This window comes from Streptomyces sp. NPDC041191 (assembly GCF_055591945.1).
This window is the reverse complement of sequence record NZ_JBVIZC010000004.1, coordinates 1-18,812: the sequence shown is the minus strand read 5'-3', so window position 1 is coordinate 18,812 and position 18,812 is coordinate 1. Positions and strand designations below refer to the sequence as shown.

Annotated in this window: 14 protein-coding genes and 6 pseudogenes; 9 read left to right on the top strand and 11 right to left on the bottom strand. The window is 72.4% G+C overall.

What is annotated here, in order from left to right; translation table 11 throughout:
- Positions 1-90: 90 nt before the first annotated feature.
- Complete coding sequence (locus ACZ6AQ_RS08910) at positions 91-645, bottom strand: helix-turn-helix domain-containing protein (protein WP_468758603.1); 555 nt, start codon at positions 643-645, stop codon at positions 91-93.
- 193 nt (positions 646-838) lie between these two features.
- Between ACZ6AQ_RS08910 and ACZ6AQ_RS08905 the strand changes: the two genes are divergently transcribed.
- Entirely contained in the window at positions 839-1,963 is a 1,125-nt protein-coding gene (locus ACZ6AQ_RS08905) for an aryl-sulfate sulfotransferase (RefSeq protein WP_468758601.1), read from the top strand.
- The gene (locus ACZ6AQ_RS08900; protein ID WP_468758600.1) at positions 1,942-3,354 is read left to right on the top strand and encodes a uracil-xanthine permease family protein; all 1,413 of its coding nucleotides are present in this window, start codon (positions 1,942-1,944) and stop codon (positions 3,352-3,354) included. Before ACZ6AQ_RS08905 ends, ACZ6AQ_RS08900 begins: the two co-directional genes overlap by 22 nt.
- Positions 3,355-3,528: 174 nt before the next feature.
- On the opposite strand, the gene ACZ6AQ_RS08895 is transcribed toward ACZ6AQ_RS08900, so the two are convergent.
- From ACZ6AQ_RS08895 to ACZ6AQ_RS08865, 7 genes and pseudogenes are all read right to left on the bottom strand, one after another.
- Positions 3,529-4,146, bottom strand: coding sequence for a thioredoxin domain-containing protein (locus ACZ6AQ_RS08895; protein ID WP_468758599.1), 618 nt, complete (start codon positions 4,144-4,146; stop codon positions 3,529-3,531).
- A gap of 142 nt (positions 4,147-4,288) precedes the next feature.
- Positions 4,289-4,694, bottom strand: a pseudogene (locus ACZ6AQ_RS08890) (response regulator); the annotation flags it as partial.
- Positions 4,695-4,698: 4 nt separating this feature from the next.
- Entirely contained in the window at positions 4,699-5,304 is a 606-nt protein-coding gene (locus ACZ6AQ_RS08885; protein WP_468758598.1) for a sensor histidine kinase, read from the bottom strand.
- A gap of 178 nt (positions 5,305-5,482) precedes the next feature.
- Positions 5,483-5,947: pseudogene (locus ACZ6AQ_RS08880) on the bottom strand (DUF7134 domain-containing protein); the annotation flags it as partial.
- 28 nt (positions 5,948-5,975) lie between these two features.
- On the bottom strand, positions 5,976-6,695 hold the full coding sequence (locus ACZ6AQ_RS08875) for a lysostaphin resistance A-like protein (protein ID WP_468758597.1): 720 nt from the start codon (positions 6,693-6,695) through the stop codon (positions 5,976-5,978).
- 174 nt (positions 6,696-6,869) lie between these two features.
- Positions 6,870-7,352, bottom strand: a complete 483-nt coding sequence (locus tag ACZ6AQ_RS08870) for a GNAT family N-acetyltransferase (protein WP_468758596.1) — start codon at positions 7,350-7,352, stop codon at positions 6,870-6,872.
- A gap of 231 nt (positions 7,353-7,583) precedes the next feature.
- The gene (locus tag ACZ6AQ_RS08865) at positions 7,584-7,721 is read right to left on the bottom strand and encodes a hypothetical protein (RefSeq protein ID WP_468759271.1); all 138 of its coding nucleotides are present in this window, start codon (positions 7,719-7,721) and stop codon (positions 7,584-7,586) included.
- Between ACZ6AQ_RS08865 and ACZ6AQ_RS08860 the strand changes: the two are divergent.
- A pseudogene (locus tag ACZ6AQ_RS08860) lies at positions 7,672-7,981 on the top strand (winged helix-turn-helix transcriptional regulator); the annotation flags it as partial. The gene ACZ6AQ_RS08865 and the pseudogene ACZ6AQ_RS08860 overlap by 50 nt on opposite strands.
- Before the next feature lie 76 nt (positions 7,982-8,057).
- Positions 8,058-8,435 carry a VOC family protein gene (locus tag ACZ6AQ_RS08855; RefSeq protein ID WP_468758595.1) on the top strand — a complete coding sequence of 126 codons (378 nt, stop codon included), beginning with the start codon at positions 8,058-8,060 and terminating at the stop codon, positions 8,433-8,435.
- A gap of 258 nt (positions 8,436-8,693) precedes the next feature.
- Here ACZ6AQ_RS08855 and ACZ6AQ_RS08850 read toward each other — a convergent pair.
- Positions 8,694-8,872: pseudogene (locus tag ACZ6AQ_RS08850) on the bottom strand (IS5/IS1182 family transposase); the annotation flags it as partial.
- A gap of 598 nt (positions 8,873-9,470) precedes the next feature.
- Between ACZ6AQ_RS08850 and ACZ6AQ_RS08845 the strand changes: the two are divergent.
- The 3 genes and pseudogenes from ACZ6AQ_RS08845 (at position 9,471) to ACZ6AQ_RS08835 (ending at position 16,047) form a co-directional block, all read left to right on the top strand.
- Positions 9,471-10,857, top strand: a pseudogene (locus ACZ6AQ_RS08845) (MFS transporter).
- 1,702 nt (positions 10,858-12,559) lie between these two features.
- The gene (locus tag ACZ6AQ_RS08840) at positions 12,560-15,811 is read left to right on the top strand and encodes an RHS repeat-associated core domain-containing protein (RefSeq protein ID WP_468758593.1); all 3,252 of its coding nucleotides are present in this window, start codon (positions 12,560-12,562) and stop codon (positions 15,809-15,811) included.
- 56 nt (positions 15,812-15,867) lie between these two features.
- Entirely contained in the window at positions 15,868-16,047 is a 180-nt protein-coding gene (locus tag ACZ6AQ_RS08835; RefSeq protein WP_468758592.1) for a sodium:neurotransmitter symporter, read from the top strand.
- Positions 16,048-16,220: 173 nt separating this feature from the next.
- Here ACZ6AQ_RS08835 and ACZ6AQ_RS08830 read toward each other — a convergent pair whose 3' ends face one another.
- On the bottom strand, positions 16,221-16,922 hold the full coding sequence (locus ACZ6AQ_RS08830; protein ID WP_468758591.1) for a hypothetical protein: 702 nt from the start codon (positions 16,920-16,922) through the stop codon (positions 16,221-16,223).
- A 210-nt stretch (positions 16,923-17,132) separates the two neighbouring features.
- On the opposite strand from ACZ6AQ_RS08830, the gene ACZ6AQ_RS08825 reads away from it, so the two are divergent.
- The gene (locus tag ACZ6AQ_RS08825) at positions 17,133-17,888 is read left to right on the top strand and encodes a hypothetical protein (protein ID WP_468758590.1); all 756 of its coding nucleotides are present in this window, start codon (positions 17,133-17,135) and stop codon (positions 17,886-17,888) included.
- Positions 17,889-18,252: 364 nt separating this feature from the next.
- Positions 18,253-18,702 carry a hypothetical protein gene (locus ACZ6AQ_RS08820; protein ID WP_468758589.1) on the top strand — a complete coding sequence of 150 codons (450 nt, stop codon included), beginning with the start codon at positions 18,253-18,255 and terminating at the stop codon, positions 18,700-18,702.
- Between the two features lie 27 nt (positions 18,703-18,729).
- Here ACZ6AQ_RS08820 and ACZ6AQ_RS08815 read toward each other — a convergent pair.
- A pseudogene (locus ACZ6AQ_RS08815) lies at positions 18,730-18,812 on the bottom strand (IS5/IS1182 family transposase); the annotation flags it as partial.

The window sequence follows — 18,812 nt, the reverse complement described above, 5'->3', positions numbered from 1 at the left end:
CGGTCCGCTCGATTTCGCATGCTCGCGGTGCGGCGAGCCGTGTCCGGTCGAGTTCGTCCCGCTCTTCTTCCTCACGCCGAAGGGGACGCCCTACCGCTCCAGCAGCTCCAGGTGTTCCGCGAGCGCGACGACCAGAACCCGGGAACCGGGGTTTGTGGTGCGCCAGCGGTGGCGCACGCCGCCGGACAGGAGCAGGCAGTCGCCGCGTTCCAGGAGGTGGATCCGGCCGTCGGCCTCCACCTCCACCGAGCCGTCCGCCACGTACATCAGCTCGTCGTGACGGTGCCGGAACTCGCGCTCCGCCTCGTGCTCGCCCACGAACTCCAGGGCGTGCAGCTGATGGCGGCCCCGCACCACCGGGCGGACCCGTGCCGCCCGGCCGAGGCCGCTGTCGTCACCGGCGCGCACCACGTCGACGCTGCGGCTCCGGTCCGAGGCGGCCAGGAGCTGGACCGCCGTGGTGCCCAGGGCGTCCGCGATCCGCTGGAGCGAACGCATGCTGGGGCGCGCCCGGTCGTTCTCGATCTGGCTGAGGAACGGGGAGGAGAGCCCGCTGCGCCGGCCGACCTCGGCGAGCGTCAGCTCGAGCGCCCGGCGCCTACGGCGCACGGCGGCGCCGACCCGCGGTGTGTTCACGGCCTCCATCGCCGGTCCCGTCCTTTCCGCCCGCCCGCCCGCGCCGTTCCGTCCGGCCGACGGCGCCCGCCCGCAGCCTACGCCGAGTGCGGCGGGGCGCCGCCGACGGTTTCGTACGGCCGACACACGCCCGTCACACAACGCGCCTAACGTCAAAGTCCGTTGTCCTCATCAAAGAAAGTTTGAAGCGAGGAGCTTCGCCGTGCCCCCGATCGACCAGAACTCACGCCGCCGCCGCCCCACCGGCCTCATCGCCCTCGACGAGACCGCCGCCTTCGACGGCTACACCCTCTACGCACCCCTCACCGGCTCCGGCGAGGTCTACCTCATCGACCTCCACGGCCGCACCGTCCACCAGTGGAACCTCCCCTACCGCCCCGGCCGCCACGCCCGGCTCCTCGACCGCGCGACCCTCGCCTACAACGGCGTACTCCCCGGTGAGAAGGCCCTGTTCCCGATGTGGCACAAATACCGGGGCGGCGTCATGCTCCACGCCGCGCCCGACGGAACCGTGCTGCGGGAACACCGCGACCCCCTCCAGCACCACGACGCCCACCACCTCGACGACGGCCGCGTCCTGTACACGGCCCTGGAACCCCTCACCGGAGCCGACGCCGCAGCGGTACGGGGCGGAGTGCCCGGCTCCGAGGCCGCCGGCGGCACCGTCTGGGCCGACACCATCAAGGAGATCGGCCCCGACGGCGAACTCCTCTGGTCCTGGCGGGCGGCGGAACACCTCGACCGGGACTCCTTCCCGCTCCACGACGCGTACGCCCGCGAGCACTGGCCCCTGATCAACAGCGTCACGCCCCTGCGCGACGGCAACGTCCTCGCCAGTCTGCGCAGCGTCTCCGCCGTCGTCGTCATCGGCCGGGACACCGGCGAGATCCTCTGGCGCAGCCGCCCCGGGACGGTCAGCCAGCAGCACGCGCCCACCGAACTGCCCGACGGCCGCCTGCTCGTCTTCGACAACGGCGTCTTCCGGCCCGGCCACGACGTGCCGTACTCACGCGTCGTCGAGATCGACCGGACGGACGGCGACATCGTGTGGGAGTACCACGACCCGGCCCGCGAGTTCTTCTTCGCGCCGTTCATGGGCTCCGCGCAGCGCCTGCCCAACGGCAACACGCTCGTCACCGACTCCCCGTCGGGGCGCCTGCTCGAAGTGACCGGGGACGGCTACCTGTGCTGGGAGTACGTGGTGCCCCACTTCGCCGGCTACGACGAGAGCGAGGTCCGGAACCTGTTCCCCTGCGAACCCAACGCCGTCTTCCGCGCCTACCGGTACGCCGCCGAGGAGATCCCGTGGCTGGGGACGAGAGCATGACGACCACCCCGGCCGCCCCCGCCGGTCCCGTTGGCGCCGGCGCGCCCGAGCCCGTGGACGCGCGGGTACCGCTGCGCCGCCTGGCCCCTCTGGCGACACAGCACGTCCTGGCGATGATCGCCGCCCCCCTCTCCACCGTCTTCCTCGTCTCCGGCACCCTCCGCATGTCACCCGCCGCGACGGCGTCGCTCCTCAGCGCCGTGCTGCTGCTCTGCGGCGCGGGATCCCTCCTCCAGTCCCTCGGCGTCCGGAACGTCGGGGGCCGCCTCCCCTTCGTCATGCTGCCCGGCGGTGCGGCGACCGCCCTGTTCCTCCAGATCGCACAGGAACACGGCGCGCCGACCGCCACCGGCGCGGTCCTCCTCGCGGCATGCCTCCTCCTGGCCGTACTGCCCCTGTACGCCCGGGTCGTACGCCTCTTCCCGCCGCTCGTCATGGGCGTGACCGTGCTGCTCATCGGCATCGCGATGATCCGGGTCGCCGCCCGTCTCGTCACCGGCCCGGACGGCACCGGGGAACCGCGCGCGGTGCTCCTCGCCGCGCTCACGCTCACGGCGACGGTCGCCGCGTACGTGCTGCTGCGCGGCGTCTGGCGCCAGAGCTCCGTCCTCTTCGGCATGGCGGCCGGCACCGCCGTGGCGGTGGCGACCGGTCTGGGCACCTTCACCCCGGCCGCCGGCAGCGGCTTCGCCCTGCCCGCCCTCCTGCCCTTCGGCACCCCGCGCTTCGACGTCCTGGCCGCCCTCCCGCTGCTGGTGTTCAGCCTCACCACCCTGGCCGAGATCACCGGCCAGACCGTGCTCAACAGCGAGACGGCCGGCCGTACCCCGGTGCCCGCCCGCGACGTCCCGCGCGTCGCCCGCGCCGACGCGCTCGTCTCCCTGGCCGGCGGACTGTTCGGCACCTCCCTCATGGTCACCAGCGCCGAGAACATCGGCATCGGCCGCCTCACCGGCGTCCGCAGCCGCTTCGTGACCGCCGGATCGGGCATCCTCCTCCTCGCCCTCGGCCTCGCCACCCCCCTCTCCCGGGTGCTGGCCGGCATCCCCGAGGCCGTCGTCGCGGGCTCCTCCCTCGTCGTCTACGCCGTCATCGCCGTCCTGGGCGTCGACATGCTCCGCCGTGCCGACCTGTCCACCACGGGCACCGGCGCCCTGACGGCCGCCCTCGCCCTCACCGCCGGCCTCCTGCCCCTCCTGGCCCCCGGCCTGTACGCGGGCTTCCCCGCCTGGTCCCGCCCGATCCTCAACAGCGGCGTCGTCGCCGGCACCCTCACGGCCGTCGCCCTCACGGCGCTCCTCGCGCCGCGCGGCCTTCCCGGCGAGACGCCGCGCGGCCTTCCCGGCGCACGGGACACCGGCGGCGGAGGCGACCGGCCGAAACGGCCGTGACCGGCCGCGCCCCACGGGGGAGGGGGCCGGGAGACCGCGCCCGGGTCCGCCCGCCGCCACGTCCCGCGGGTCCGGCGTGGACGAACGCGCTCCGCGCAGGGACAGGGTCCCCGGGGCCGTGCCCGCCGGCGCCGGAGCCGTCCCGCGCGCCTGAACCGTCCGTACCGCCGCGCCTCACTCCCAGCGTTCGGCCAACTGGGCGAAGAACGCCTCCGCCGTCACCGCGTAACCGCCCGGCCCGATGACCGCGACCGGTTCGCCGTCGGCGAGCACGGTCGGCGTCGCCTCCACTCCGCCGCGCCCGAAGGCGGCGGAGACGGCGCGCGCCCAGGGCAGGTAGACGCCCCCGGACACCTTGCACACGAACGCCTCGGTGGCCAGTCCCGGCACCTCCCCGGCCAGTCTCAGCAGGGTCTCCCCGTCGGCGAAGCCGTCCTCCTCCTCCGGCGGTTGCTCGGCGTAGAGCAACCTCAGGTAGAGCGCGAACGGTTCGCTGCCCTCGTCCAGCGCCGCCCCCAGCGCGGCCAGGGCGTGCAGCGAACCGCTGCCGCCGGCGGCGTCGTCGAGGAACGTCGCGAAGTGGTACTCCACGCGGAAGCGCCCGGCGTCGGCCGCCTCCCGGATCACCGTGCCCAGACCGTTCTCCATCCGCTTGCAGTACGGGCAGCGCGGGTCCAGGTACACGCCGAGCACGTGCGCGGCGTCGTCGTCGCCGTAGCGCACGACGGTGTTGCCGGGGCCCGAGGTGTGCGCGGGAACGGTCGTCGCTCCGCCGGGGGTGTCAGAGGTCATGGGGCCAGGCTGCGTCCACCGCGCCGCTCGCGCAAAAGGAGCGCCCCGGCCGGGCGGCGCCGTTCCCACCGACTGGTGGAGACCGGGCACCCGCATGGACCGTCCCGCCCGGTCCGCGAGGAAGGGCCGGCCACCCGGACACCCCGTGCAGCCAGGGCTTCGCCCCGGGCGACGGTCCGGATGCCGTTGAGCAGCTCCGCCGGGGGCGCGTCCTTGAGGAGGAAGCCGCTCGCTCCGGCGCGCAACGCGTCGTAGACGTAGGCGTCGACGTTGAACGTGGTGACGACCAGTACCTTCGGCGCGTCCTCGGCATCGGGACCGGCCAGCTGCCGCGTCGCCCGGATGCCGTCGAGCAGGGGCATGCGGATGGCCATCACGACCACGTCCGGGCGCAGCCGCCGCGCGGCCCGAACCGCCCCGTGGCCGTTCTCGGCCTCCCCGGCGACCTCCAGGTCGGGCTGCGCGGAGAAGATGGTGACGTAGCCGGTCCGCGCCAGCGCCTGGTCGTCGCAGACGAGCACACGGATCGGTGGCGGCGCGTCGTTCACGGGGTCACTCCCGAAGGGGCTCGGACGGAATCGTGGCGCGGACCCCGAACCCGCCTCCGGGCCGGGGACCGGCCTGCAGTTCACCAACGAGCATCCGCACCCGTGCACGCAGCCCGGCCAGCCCGCATCCGCCCGCGGGATCCGGTTTCCCTGCGTCCGGTGCGGCGGCGGGTCCGTCGGTGATCACCTCGATCTCGACGTGCTCGTCGCCGTGCCGGAGCAGGACCCGTCTCGGCTCCCCGGCCGCGTGCTTCATGGCGTTGGTGAGCGCTTCCTGCACCACCCGGTACGTGGCCGGCTCCACGTCCACGCCCCGCCGCCGCGCGCCCCGCTCGCTGAACTCGACCGGCTGCCCCGACCTGCGGGCCCGCTCGACCAGGTCCGCCACCCGTCCCGGGACGGGCGCCCGGCCCGCACCCGCCGGGTCCGCGGGGGCCGACCCGCCGGTCGCCTCCAGGACGCCGAGCAGGCACCGCGGCTCCGTCAGCGCCCGGCGGCCGGTGTCGCTGACGGCCGTCAGTCCCTCGCCGACGCGTTCCGGCGCGGACGGGAGCAGGAACTGCGCCGCGTCGGCCTGGACCACCATGGCCGTCACGTGGTGGGTGACCACGTCGTGCGGCTCGCGGGCGATCCGCGCCCGCTCGGCCGCCGCGCCCGCTCGGCCGCCGCGCCCGCTCGGCCGCCGTGGCCGCCTCGGCGGCCGGCCGCCGCCGTTCGGCCTCTTCCGCCCGCCGCGTGCGCACCGTGCTTCCCACCAGCCAGGCTGCGGCCAGGGCCGGCCAGAACGCGAGGTAGTCCGGTACCGACTGCGGCGAGCCGAGGCGGCCCAGGGCGACGGCCAGCACGGCGTCACCCGCGCTCGCCACCACGACCGTGCCGTGCCGGAAGCGGATCTGGTGGGCGCCGGCGGAGTACAGGGCCAGGTACAGCCCCACACTCGCGAACGTCGTGGCGAAGCCCAGCGCCTGGTGCACGGCGAACGCGACCGCGATGACGGCCAGACAGGCCGAGGGCCACCTGCGGCCGACCGCCAGCGGCAGGGCCTGGGCCAGGACCAGCCCGACGCCCCGCACACTCGGCGCCCGCTCGGGCAGATCACCGATCTGCGCGCCGAGACGGGACAGGGCCGGCACGAAGGCGGGCAGCGCGAGCGCCAGGGCGAGGACGCCGTCCTTGAGGGGAGCATCCCGCTCCTGCCACCGGCCGAACGGCGCCCGGATCGGTGCGGGGCACCGGGGCGCCCGACGGGACATCACTTCCGTTTCCTCCGATCGGTCCGTCTCAGCGGCCCGCGCGCCGGCGGGACTTGATGTCGCCCTTCCGGTGGGCGAGAACGAGCATGGGGACGACGAGGACCACGCCGATGAGGACGGGCACGATCGACGCCCCCAGACCAAACCCGCCACCGGTCAGGAGGGCGGAGCCGTGGACATCGACGGTGAACAGACCCTCGGGCGCGTGTCCGGAGACCGGGATGCCGGGCAACTGCTCCGTGGTGTTCCAGGCGAAGTGCAGACCCACGACGAACCAGATGCTACGCCGCCACAAGAACGCGGCTCCGAGTAGGACGCCCGCTTCCAGGGCGATCGCCAGTCCGCTCCACGCGCTCGCTCTCGGGGCCCCAGGTGGGCGACACCGAAGAACAGCGAGGTGACCACGAGGGCGGCCCGGCTGCCCCACAGCCTGCAGGGCAAGACCGCGGAACAGCAACTCCTCGGTGACCGCGGCCCCGGCCTGCACCACGACCGCGCTCCGGAGCACCGGCAGGAGGCCGTCGCCCGCCCAGGAGAACGAGTAGCCTCCGAACGCCGTAATCAAAAGGGCGGAGACGAGGACGAAACCCAGACCGGTCCCACCGCCCAGCAGCGCCTCCCGCCCGGCCCCGGACCGGGCGATCTCCGGCGTGGAGCGTCGTGCCACACGGCGCATGACCAGCCAGTACACGGCCACCGAGGCGACCGCGCCCGGCACCGGCACCGGACCGGGACCGGTCGCCGTCACCGCCGAGACCAGGCCGACGCCGAGTCCGCGGGCGTGCGGGTTCCCGGGAGCGCCCGTCGCCCGGCCGGACGACGGTCCGGCTGCCGCGGGACGGCCTGGCTGTCGGGTGGCGGGCGAGGGCTTCGTCGGCGTGGGCCGGGTCGGGGTCGGGAACGGGCGGCGGGGCGGGGGAAGTTATCCGTCCAACCGCAGTACCAGCTCGTCGATCTCCGTTCCCCGTGCGTTCGCGAAGCTCCGGTCCTTGCCGACGACCTCGAAGCCGCACTTCTCCAGGACTCGTACCGATCCGGCGTTGTCCGCCGCCGTCCGGGCGTGCAGCGGGCGTTCGGGGACCTCGGCGAGCAGCCCGCGCAGCGCCGCGGTCGCGATGCCCCGCCCCCAGTGGGAGCGGTCGATGAAGTATGTGACCTCCCGCTCGCCCGGCTCTCCGTACACGGCCGCGTGCCCGACCACGTCGCCGTCCGCGAGTACGGTGCGCGAGATGATGCCGGGCGAGGCGAGGATGTGCTCCCAGTGCGCGTCGAAGCGGGCCCGGTCCGCCGGGTCCTCGGCGGTGAAGGCGGCCATCCGGTTCGACTCGGGGTCGTTCGTGTGTCGGAAGAACACCGGCAGGTCGCTGGGGTGCACGGGACGCAGGGAGACATCGGTGGAAGCCATGGGCCGACCCTAACGACCGCGCGGGAGGAACGGGAGGGAGCCGGCGGTGGCGGGCGAAGGGTTTTACGGGGCGGGCGATGGGTGAAGCCGGCCCGGGCCCGTGGGGCCTGTGTCCGTCCGGTCCTGCCCGGGTCTCCCGCAGCCGGGGCGTCGCCGGGGTGGGAGCGGAGGACGGTACGCCGCCGGCTCCGCGTACCCGGCGGAGAGGGAGGTCCGACGCCGGGGCCGGGGTCAGGCCGCCGCGGCGCGGAACGCGCGGGGGCCCACGCCCTTGTGGCGTTTGAACGCGGCGCTGAAGCCGAAAGCGTCGGCGTAGCCGATCGACGCCGACCGCCGCGCCCGCCTCGCCTTCGACCTGCTCTCCAACACCTGGAACTCCGTGGTGTTCTGGGTCCTGCGCGACGGCCCCGGACTCGTGGGAGTCGGAGGCGATCGGCGGCATCAGTTCCAAGGTCCTCACCGAGACGCTCCGCCGCCTGCAGTTCAACGGACTGGTGGACCGGCGCGCCCACTTCGGCTCGCCGCCGCATGTCGAGTACGAACTCACTTCCCTCGGGCGGACGTTGCTCGGTCCCATCGACGCCTTCGGTGTCTGGGCCTTCGTGCACGGCGACGAGGTCATGGCCGCCATGGGGGGCGACGCACGGCCGGTCCCGACGCTCCCGACTCCGACGGATGATGACCTGCTGCTCTACGCTACCCGGCATGATCGCCAAACTGCAGTGCGTGGTGCTGGACTGCCCGGACGCCGTGGAACTCGCCCGGTTCTACCAGTCGCTCCTGGGCGGCGCGGTGAACCGGCCCGACCCCCGCTGGTCGCTCGACGACGACTGGTCGACGCTCCACACCGACGGCGGGCTCGTGCTCGCCTTCCAGCGCGTGGCGGACCACCGGCCGCCCCGGTGGCCCGACCCCGCCCGCCCCCAGCAGTTCCATATCGACCTGGGGGTGGAGGACCTGGACGCCGCGCAGGCGCGGGCCCTCGCCCGGGGCGCCGCTCTTCTCGACGCCGGGGACGAGCGGCGGAGCTGGCGCGTCCTCGCCGATCCCGCGGGGCACCCCTTCTGTCTCGTACGGGACTGAGGCGCGGGCCCGTCCGTGACGGGTTCTCGCCGGGGAACCGGGGGACTCCGCATGCGCGGGGCGGCCGGGGGTGCTGTCCCCGTCCCGTGAGGGGGCGCCGTGTCCTTCCCGCCCCTCCCTGGCGTGCCGGCCCTCGCCGCCGACTCCGGCTCGTCCGCGCGACGGGCCGCTGGGCGGTCCTGGGCCTGTCCCGACGGCGTCCACGGCCTTGCCCTCACCGGCCGGTGCCTGACCTCCGCCGCGTCCTGCACGACCCCGCGGACGATCCCGCCAGGCACGGCCACTGATCAGGACGTAGACGATCGCGGCGGACAGCGTCTCGTCAGGCGTGTCCCGCGTTCCGCCGTCCTGCGGCCGCGCTCTCGGCGGTGGGATCGGCGGTTTCGCGGTCTCCCGCAAGTGGTCCGGAACGATCCACTCCACGCACCCCGTCCCACGACGTGCCCGGCGATGACCTCACCACGGACGCCACGGCCCTGGACATCCCCCTGGTCCACGTCTGCCACCGGCCCCATGAGGGATCGCAGCAGGTTGCGACGCCCGGTGGGGGAGGGGGCCTCCCTTCCCGGCGTACCGCGCGCCGTCCCCGTCCGTGAGAGCGGTGCGCGTGCGGACGATGCCGTGCGCACCGTGTACCGAGGGGGCGCTCTGCCGGACGGAAGCTCTGCCGCACGGAAGTGGGGCGCGCTGTGCGCACCGTCCGGGGAGCGGAGCCCACCGTGGTGCGCACCAAATGCGGGCGGTCCCCGTCCGGCTTCTGCCGACAGGTGTGCGACGGCCTCCTCGGCCCACTGGGCTGATCCTCGACTGCCAGGCCCCCGTCGGCGTTCCGGCGCCGGGGCCGGGGCCGGGGCCGGGAAAGATTTTACCCCTCTACCGAAATACCCCTGGGGGGTATAAGGTCCCGATTCAGTGAAACCGGATACCCCCTAGGGGTATCTGGATGTCCATTCGGCGGAGGGCGGAGCAGTGTCGACCTCAACGGTCAATCCCCGGCGCTGGTGGGCGCTGGGCGTGCTGGCGACAGCACAGTTCATGGTGATCATGGACACGTCGATCATCGGTGTGGCGCTCCCGCGGATGCAGCGGGACCTCGGCTTCACCCAGAACGACCTGAGCTGGGTCTTCAACGCCTACGTGATCGCCTTCGGCGGGCTCCTCCTGCTCGGCGGCCGACTCTCGGACCACCTCGGCGCAGGCCGGGTCTTCGCCGCCGGCTGGGCGGTTCTGACCGCCGGCTCCGTCGTCGCCGCCGCGGCCGGAAGCGCTGGAGTCGAGATCGCGGGCCGGGCCGTACAGGGAGCGGGCGGAGCCCTCATCGCCCCGGCGTCCATGACGCTGCTGATGATGCTCTTCGGCCACGACCCCGGGGAACTCGGCAAGGCCCTCGCCCTCTACGGCGCCGCCGCACCGGCCGGCGGCACGGCGGGCGTGTTCCTCGGCGGGGTGTTCACCCAGTGGGCGTCCTGGCCCTGGATCTTTATCCTCTACGTTCCCATCGGCATCGCCACCCTCGCGGCCACCGGCCTGCTCCCCGCCACGGGCCGCCGCCGGGGCGGCATCGACATCCTGGGCGCCGCCGCCGTCACCGCGGGCCTGGCCCTCGCGGTCTTCGCCGTCGTCCGGGCCCCCGAAGCCGGCTGGGGTGGCGCGCAGACCCTGCTCCGGCTGGCCGGTGCCGCGGTCCTGCTGACCGTCTTCCTGGCCGTCCAGAAGGCATCGAGGACGCCGCTGAGCATCTGGCGCACCCCCGCGCTCGGCGCCTCCAACCTGGCGATGGCGCTGCTGGGGGCCGCGTGGATCCCGATGTGGTACTTCCTCAACTTCTACCTCCAACAGGTCCTGGGCTACGGGGCCTTCGCCAGCGGCGCCGCCCTGCTGCCGATGACCGCCCTGCTGATGCTATTCATGACCACCCTCACCGGACGCCTGCTGGGCCGTTTCGGGCCCAGGCCGCTCATCTCGGCGGGCCTGCTGGTCCTGGCCGCCGGCCTGGTACGGCTGTCGGCGGTCGAGCCGACCGGCACCTTCGTCGTCGACGTCCTGCCCGCCTCGGTGGTCGCCGCCACGGGCATGTCCCTGGCCTACATCCCGGCCCTGATGTCGGCGATGGCCGGCGCGCCCCCGGAGCAGGCGGGCCTGGCCTCGGGCATCGTCAACACCACCTACCAGGTCGGCTCCGCCCTCGGCCTGGCCGCCCTGACCGCGCTCGCCGCCTCCCGGGGGGGCGGACCGCCTCGGTGACCTGCCCGCCCTGACCGACGGATTCGGCAGCGCCTTCCTCGGCGCCGCCGCCATCGCCGCGGCCGGAGCGACGGCGACCGCCCTGCTGATGAAGGGAAAGGGATCCCCGGCCCCGCCGGCACCCCGGGAACCCGCTGCCGGAAGCGAGCGCGTCACCAACCGACCGCCACGGCCGTAGGAAACCGTCCACGAGTCATTCCCGCCGGCACGGCGCCGACCGGAGAACGGGCCGGGGAAGCAGCGTCGCGGCTGCCGGGACGGTGGGCCGTCCGCTCCGGGAGGCGCGGGGCGGTGCGTACGGCGTGGAGACCAAGCACCACCACGTCGACCACTCCGTCCTGACCTCCTCCACTCCCGCCTGACCCACTCGGCGCACCAAGAAAGGGGCTGCCCCCCGGGAACCCGGGCGGCAGCCCTTTTCGCCTGCCCACGCCGGTGCCGGGGCTGCCGTCGGCTTCGGGTGCAGTGCGGCGAGCGGCGAGCGCCGGTCTTTCCCGACGCGGCGGGGTTCTTCGTGGTCGGTTTCGGGGTGTGTGGCGGGCAGGGTGTCGGTGTCGGCGGTGCGGTGGAGCGGGACGTGGACCGTCCCGGTCCGCGAGGTGCCGTATCGCGCCTCGGCCCACTCCGCGGGCCCGGATCCACTGGAGGCGGACCATCCAGTCGTATTCCACCCTCCTGACACCGGGGCGGGTCGGCGGCCTGGTCGGGTCCGAGCGGGGTGTCGGCGGCGACGAGCTCGGCCAGGTCCTTGCGTGCGCAGACCTTGGTGACTTGACCGGGGTGGTGCGGCGTCCCTGACGGGTTGCCGGGCAGGTCGACCAGCAGGCCGCGGGCGGTGAGGCGGCGGACGGCGAACGAGGTGACCGCCGCCTTCTGCCGGTGCACGTTCGGGGTGCGGAGCGCTTCGGCGATCCGGTCCGCCGCCACCGCGCCGGGGATCGCCTCCACCGGCATCGCGGCCCGTGCGGTTCCGGCGTCCAGCGTTTCGGCGGCTGCCCGCGGCCACCGACCCGCCGGGAGGTCTGGGGCCGGGACGAGGCCTGTGTGCCGCGCCCACCGGGGCGCCGGCGAGGACCTGGCCGTCGAGCCGCATGGAGTCGCTCAGCGGCCCGAGGGCCGGATGTTCTGGTGCGACGCGACGGCGGTGTGCCGGATGCCGGGCGGGACCCGTGCCGACGCCCTCCTCGACGGCGTCGGCGACGCCCCGGCAGTCCGGGCCCGGATCCGTACCGCCGCGTGCCGTCCGGCCCGTACGGCCGCCGGACATGGCGGGACGGAGGCCGGCCCGCGCGTCGAGTACGAGCGCTACGGCGCCGACCCCGCCCGCCACGACCCCGGCCACGGCCTGTCCGCCGGCGCTGTCGTCGTCCACGTCCCCGGTGTGTTCGGGATGCCGGGCGCGGCGGCGGCGGTCCGGTCTGGTGCTGGTGTTCGTGTGGCTGGAGTGGTGGTTCGGCGTGGATGTGCGTGTGGCTGGATCGGGGGTGGGGCGTGGCCGGGGCGTGGTGGTTCTTGTTGTGAAGTGTTGTTCGTTTTCGGTCGGAGCGAATGCCTGTTCTGTTCCTTTCGCTGGTTCCGGTTGTCGGTGATGTCTGGTGTGTGTGCGTGAAAGGTGTCCATGATCGCCATGTGGAGGGTCTTGTTCCCGACCGTGTGTGAAAGGGGATCGGGGGCACGGCGCGGGTTTCGTGGCCAGGGCGTGACAGTTTGTGTCCGCCCGGTGACCAGTGGGGTCGCCGGTACACATATCCCGTGGGGGGATTGTTGTGAACTCGCGTGTCTCGGGAGCGCCTTCGTGGCGTGCCCGCAAGAAGACCGCCCGGCTGGCCGCGCTGGCTCTTGTCACTTCCGGCGCTCTGGCTCTTGCCTCTCTTCCGGCCGTGAGCGCGGCCGCGCAGGAGGGAGCACCGTCGTCGGCCTGGGGCGTGAACGCTCCGCGGCCCGCCGTGCCGAAGACGTCGGCGGGCGTCAACAGGCCGATAGCGAGCAGGCCCTCGGCACCGCTGTCCGCGGAGGAGGCCGCCTGGCACGCGGCCCAGGAGAAGCGGCGCACGGGCGGTGAACAGCAGGATGCGGGACGTTCCGTGCTGGGACCGCTGAGGTTCGTGCCCGAAGGGCAGGGGCAGGTGCCCTGGCACCGCTACTCCGACACGCGCCTGACCGACGCCCTGGTGGCGCGGGTGAACCTGTCGAACGGCAACCTGATGCTGGCGGCGACCGACTTCGACATCGCCGGGGTGGGCCAGAAGCTCCAGCTGACGCGGACCTACAATTCCTTCACCGGCCCGTACGGCCAGGTCAAGAACTGGTGGCAGGGCTATGAGCGCAGCCTGGACACGTCGTTCAACGGCATCGTGGTCTTCTACGACGCCACCGGCGCATCGGTGAAATTCACCAAGAACGCCGACGGCACGCTGGGCACGCCGGCAGGCTACAGCAAGGACCTGAAGAAGAACGCGGACGGCACCTTTACGCTGACCGACCGCAAGTCCGGCTCGAAGGACACCTATACCTCCGGCGGTGACCTGGTGAAGGTCACCGACAAGAACAACGGGACGATCACCGTCACCCGGCACGAGCAGGACGGCGAGTACACCGGCTTCAGGCTCACCGAGACCCGTTCGGGCCGCTGGGTCGACCTGGTCAGGAGCGACGAGACGCACTGGCAGGCCACGGACAACACCGGCCGCACCGTCTCCTACGAGCTGTCGGCCGCGGACGCGCAGGGAGAGGGCGGCGGCAACCTGATCAAGACCACCGCCACCGACGGCGCGGTCACCCTCTACGCCTACGACTCATCCGACCGGGTCGCGAAGGTCACCACCCCGCGGGGCAACGAAACCCTGTTCAACTACGACGCCGAGAACCGCCTGGTCTCCATGCAGCGCCTGGACGGCGGCTCGGGCCCGACCTGGACCTACACCTACGACACCGACTCCCCGGGGACGGCCGGCACCACATCGGTGATCGATCCGGACGGCGACCGCACGATCCACACCCACAACGCCGACGGTGAGATCACCAAGGTCACCGACCCGCTGGGCCACAACCGCTCCACCACCTACCAGAACCATCTGACGCAGACCACCACCGACGCCATGGGCACCGGAACGGGCGGCACCGGCGGCAACGTCACCACCTACGGCTGGGACGCGCGAAACAACCCGGTCTCGGCCAAGCTGCCCACCGGAGCGAGCGCCGCCGCCCAGTACCAGACGATCGCCGGCACCGAACTGCCCACCAACATGAGTGACGCCGACGGACGCAAGGACACCTACGCCTACGACGCGGCCGGCAACACCCTGTCGGTGACCACCAGCGGCACCGAGGGCGGTCAGCGCACCTACACCTACAACGGAACCACCCCCACCTGCGGCGGGTTCCAGGGCCAGCGCTGCACCGCGAAGGACGCCAACGGCAAGACCACGTCCTTCACCTACGACACCAAGGGCAACCTGACCAAGGTCACCCCGCCCGCGCCCCTCGGCGTCACCACCTACACCTACGACGCTCTGGGCCGTCTGACCGGCTCCACCGACGGGCGCGGCGTCAAGACCCTCTACACCTACGACGCCCGCGACCGGGTCACCAGGACCGACACCTCCGGCTACGCCACCGTCACCCACGCCTACGACGAGGACGGCAACCTCGCCTCGCGCACGGACGCCTCCGGCACCACCGCCTGGACCTTCGACGGCCTCAACCGCGAACTGTTCCGCAACCTCCAGGACGGCACCTTCACCACCCTGGCCTACACCCCGGGCGGCGAGGTCGACTGGTACAAGGACCCCAACGGCAAGACCGACTACACCTGGGACGCCGCCGGCCGCCTGACCGAACTGCTGGACCCGGCGGGCAAGAAGACCACCTACGCGTACAACAACAACGACAAGCGCACCGAGACCACCTATCCCGGCGGCACCACCCAGAACATCACCCTGGACGCCTCCGACCGCCCCACCGCCGTCAAGGCGGTCTCGGGCACCACCACCCTGGTCGACCTCGCCTACACCTACACGTACGGCACCAGCGGCGCGACCGACGGCACCAAGATCCGCACCCGCAAGGACAACACCACCCAGACCACCACCACCTACCTCTACGACAGCCAGGGCCGCCTGAGCAGCGCCGAACCCGTCACACCCGGGCAGCCGAGCCTCATCACCCGCTACTGCTACGACAAGGCCGGCAACCTCCTCGACTCCCCCCGCCCCGCGTGCACGACCAACGGCTACGGCTACAACGACGCCTCCCAGCTCGTCACCAAGAACGGCGTGACCACCGGCTGGTCCTACGACAAGGCCGGCAACGAAACCTCCGCCGCCCCCGCCAACGGTCTGGCCCGCACCGGCGAGACCTGGACCGACCACGGTCAGCTGAAATCGATCACCACCTCCGGCACCACCCGGCCCCTGACCCACGCGGGTACCGACAACACCGAACGCACCCAGCTCGGTGACACCACGTTCCACCACACCGCGCTCGGCCTGACCGGCACCACCACCGCCGGCACCGACACCGGATTCATCCGCGAACCCGCGGGCACACTCAACTCCGTGCGCAGCAACGGGAAGTCCTCCTACTACCTCACCGACGCCACCGGCAACGTCATCGGCCTGGTCGACGAGGCGGGCAAGCGCACCCACACCTACGCCTACACCCCCTACGGCACCGCCTACAGCGACCCCGTCGAGTCCTTCTCCCAGCCCTACCGCTACGCCGGCGCCTACCTCGACCCCACCGGCCTGTACAAGATGGGCGCCCGCTACTACGACCCCGCCCTCGGCCGCTTCACCCAGCCCGACCCCTCCGGCCAGGAATCCAATCCCTACCTCTACGCCGCCGGCGACCCCATCAATCACACCGATCCCACCGGCCTGCTCAGTTTCGGGGACGTCACCGGCATCGGGGACTGGGCGGGTCTCGCTTATGACACCTTGACGGGCGATACGGAAGGTGCCAACGCCACCAAGATGGGCATTCTGGTGGGCATCGGTGTGGAGGGGCTCTGCATGGCTGGGGCCGCGGCAGGAACCTTCGCCACCCTTGGCCTCTCACTCGGCGCCGGGTTCACCGGATGCTCCGTCGTGGCCGCAGGAGCCGCCGGAGCGACGACCGCCGCTTACAGCTGATCCAAAAGCCGGGGGGCGGGACGCGCATCCCGCCCCCCGGAGGACAGGAGTTATCAATGCGTATTCCCCTCATGATCGGCTCAGCTTTTATAGCGCTGCTTTGCGGCGTCGCTCTGCTCTATTTCGGCGTGAAGGATGCAGGCGACGGGGAGGCGCGGGCGGTGCTGCCCATTGCCATCGGTGCAGTTCTGGCTGTTGGCGGCCTCTACTTCCTGCGTAAAGGGTCCACGCGATGACACTCTCAGCGATCATGCCATCCTTTGCTGACGAACTCCCGACTTGGGGCATCGCCCTGGTCTTCGGGGTCTTCGTCGTGGCGGTTCTACTCGTCCTCTCCCGCCGTCGGTAACCGACGTCCTGCTTGACGGCGCCGACGATACCCCGGCCGCCCCTCTGCCTGCCCGGTCTCCTACGCTGCCTTCGCCTTCGCCTTCGGCTTCGGGTGCAGTGCGGCGAGGGGTGAGCGCCGGCCTTTTTCGGCCTGGCGGGGTTCTGCCCAGTCGGCTTCGGGGTGTGCGGCGGGCAGGGTGTCGACGTCGGCGGTGCGGTAGGGCGGGACGTGGACTGCCCCGGTCCGCGAGGTGCCGTGCCGCGCCTCGGCCCACTCCGCCGGCCGGATCCACTTGAGGCGGATCATCCAGTCGAACTCCACTCTCCTCACGCCCAGGCGGGCGGCGGCCTGGTCGGGCCCGAGCGGGGTGTCCGCGGCGACGAGCTCGGCCGGGTCTCCCCGCGCGCAGACCTCGGCGACCTGCCCGGGGTGATGCAGCGCCCCTGACGGGTTGCCGGACAGGTCGACCAGCAGGCCGCGGGCGACGAGGCGGCGGACCACGAAGCACGTGGCCACCATCGGCTTCTCACCCGACACGTTCGGGGTGCCGAGCGCGGCGGCGATCCGGTCCGCCGCCACCCCGCCGGAGATCGGCTCCTCGCTCATCGCGGCCCGTATGACGCCGGCGTCCAGAGCCTCGACCGCCGCCCGCGACCACCGCCCCGCCGGGAGGTCGGGAGCCGGGACGCTCCCGGCGTACCGCGGCCACCGGAACGCCGTCACCGGGACCTTCAGCCGCTGGGCGGCCTGGGCCTCGCCGTACTCGGTCCGTCGTGCCATGGAACTCACCTCTCGTTCGATCGCCACCAGCGATATGGCATACCGTGACGAAACATCGTAAAAGTGTCAATCCCTTCTTAAACTGGGAGAGTTGGAATCATTCCTTGGAAAGCGCGCCCGCGTACGCGAGGAGGAGATTCACCCGTTCGGGCACCCCGGCGGCCCGGCGAAGCCCCCCGCGCCAGCCGGTGTTCTGGAAGGGCTTCTGCCATGAGCGAGGACACCGGTAAGGACCTGGCCGTGACGCCGCACGGGGTCGCCCAGCGGCCCGGGGACCGGATGTTCCAGTGCGACGCGACGGCGGTGTGCCAGGTGCCGGACGGCAGCCGCTCCTACGCCCTTCTCGACGGCGTCGGCGACACCCCGGCGGTCCGGGCCTGGACCCGCACCGCCGCGCGCCGCCTGGCCTACGCGGCTGCCGGACACGGCGACGCGGAGGCCGGTCTGCGCGCCGGGTATGAGCGCTACGCCGCCGACCCCGCCCGCCACGACCCCGCTCACGCCCTGCCCGCCGCCGCGGCCGTCGTCGCCGTCCACGTCCCCGGCGGCCTGTTCACGGTCGCCTGGTCGGGCGACGCCCGCGCCTACCTCCTCCTCGACGACCCCGGGCCCCTGCGGCAGCTGAGCGAGGACCACAACGCCCGCCGCGCCTGCGAGGGCCACGGCGACCGCAGCCTGATCACCGCCTGCCTCGGCACAGTCCGCGACGACGAGAAGACCGAACACCTCTGGGGCCACCCGGCGATCGAGCACGTGGGCGGACCTGCCCGGCCCGGGTGGCTGCTGCTCGCCTCCGACTGCGCCTACGAACCCCACAAAGACACAGGCCACGACCTGACCGGCTGCCTGAACGGCGATCCGCGCGAGGCCGTCGAGCGCCTGGCCGACGGCGCCGTCCGGCGTGCCCGCGCGCAGCCGGCCCCGTACGCCGACAACGCCACCGCCCTGATCGCCTGCATCACCTGACCGGCTGTTGAGGCACGCCCGGTTCCGACCGACCACGGGGCCGGGCAGGGTGCCCCGGCCCCGACCGCGTGACGAAGGGCCCGGACCACCCGGTCCGGCCTCTTTACTTCTCGTAAACCTGTTAGATCGCCGGATGCCTCTCTCATTCCGAGCTACACCATGCCTGACCAGCAGAAATCAACGGATCACATTCGGTTGAGATACGGCTTCTCACCCCGCAACGGCACACAGGCCGGGTTGTCCGGGACGTGTCCCGGACAGCCGTTAGGGCTGCGCTGATGAGCCGAACTGGGGATTGTGGTGACCGTTACTCACAGCCGGACGACCAGGCCCTGGTTGTCCAACCCGAGAACAGGAGACTGCGATGCCTTTTGGGAAGGCGCTCGCTTACACTGCCGTGGCGAGTCTGGGCTTCAGCGCGCTCGCATCCAGTCCGGCATCGGCTGCAACCGGCTTCACCTTCGAACGGCCGGGAGCCCGTGTGGTCGGAAACGTCTCGGTTTCCGGCAACACCGTGTACCTCAGCGGCACCGTCAAGGACACGCCTCCTGGCGATGGCTACTGCGCTTGGGTCCGCGTCGTCTTCCACTACACCGACAGTGCCTTCAACCGGATAGAGAGCCGCAAGGCATGCGGGGCCGACAACCCCGCGGCAAGCTGGGCATGGAACAGTCCCAGCCCCACCGTCAAGAGCGTGGACGTGTTCGCCTGCAACGGCAGTTCTGGCGCCTACTACAGCTCCACCTGCGACGACGGTGGCACGGTCTTCATCCGTTACGAAAGTGGCTCTCAGGTCTCGCGCAGCACGCTGTGATGCGCTGGCGATGGTCAGTGAGCTTTTTCAGCGTTGACGCTCCAGAGTGAGGATGGCTGCGGCGATGGCGGTCATCCGGTTGGGGCTGCAGCGGGCTTTGCGGAAGATGC

What these genes read in the sequence shown, in the direction of transcription:
- ACZ6AQ_RS08910 (WP_468758603.1), bottom strand. Translation starts at nt 645, where the DNA reads ATGGAGGCCGTGAACACACCGCGGGTCGGCGCCGCCGTGCGCCGTAGG.
- ACZ6AQ_RS08895 (WP_468758599.1), bottom strand. Translation starts at nt 4,146, where the DNA reads ATGACCTCTGACACCCCCGGCGGAGCGACGACCGTTCCCGCGCACACC.
- ACZ6AQ_RS08870 (WP_468758596.1), bottom strand. Translation starts at nt 7,352, where the DNA reads ATGGCTTCCACCGATGTCTCCCTGCGTCCCGTGCACCCCAGCGACCTG.
- ACZ6AQ_RS08855 (WP_468758595.1), top strand. Translation starts at nt 8,058, where the DNA reads ATGATCGCCAAACTGCAGTGCGTGGTGCTGGACTGCCCGGACGCCGTG.
- ACZ6AQ_RS08835 (WP_468758592.1), top strand. Translation starts at nt 15,868, where the DNA reads ATGCGTATTCCCCTCATGATCGGCTCAGCTTTTATAGCGCTGCTTTGC.
- ACZ6AQ_RS08830 (WP_468758591.1), bottom strand. Translation starts at nt 16,922, where the DNA reads ATGGCACGACGGACCGAGTACGGCGAGGCCCAGGCCGCCCAGCGGCTG.
- ACZ6AQ_RS08825 (WP_468758590.1), top strand. Translation starts at nt 17,133, where the DNA reads ATGAGCGAGGACACCGGTAAGGACCTGGCCGTGACGCCGCACGGGGTC.
- ACZ6AQ_RS08820 (WP_468758589.1), top strand. Translation starts at nt 18,253, where the DNA reads ATGCCTTTTGGGAAGGCGCTCGCTTACACTGCCGTGGCGAGTCTGGGC.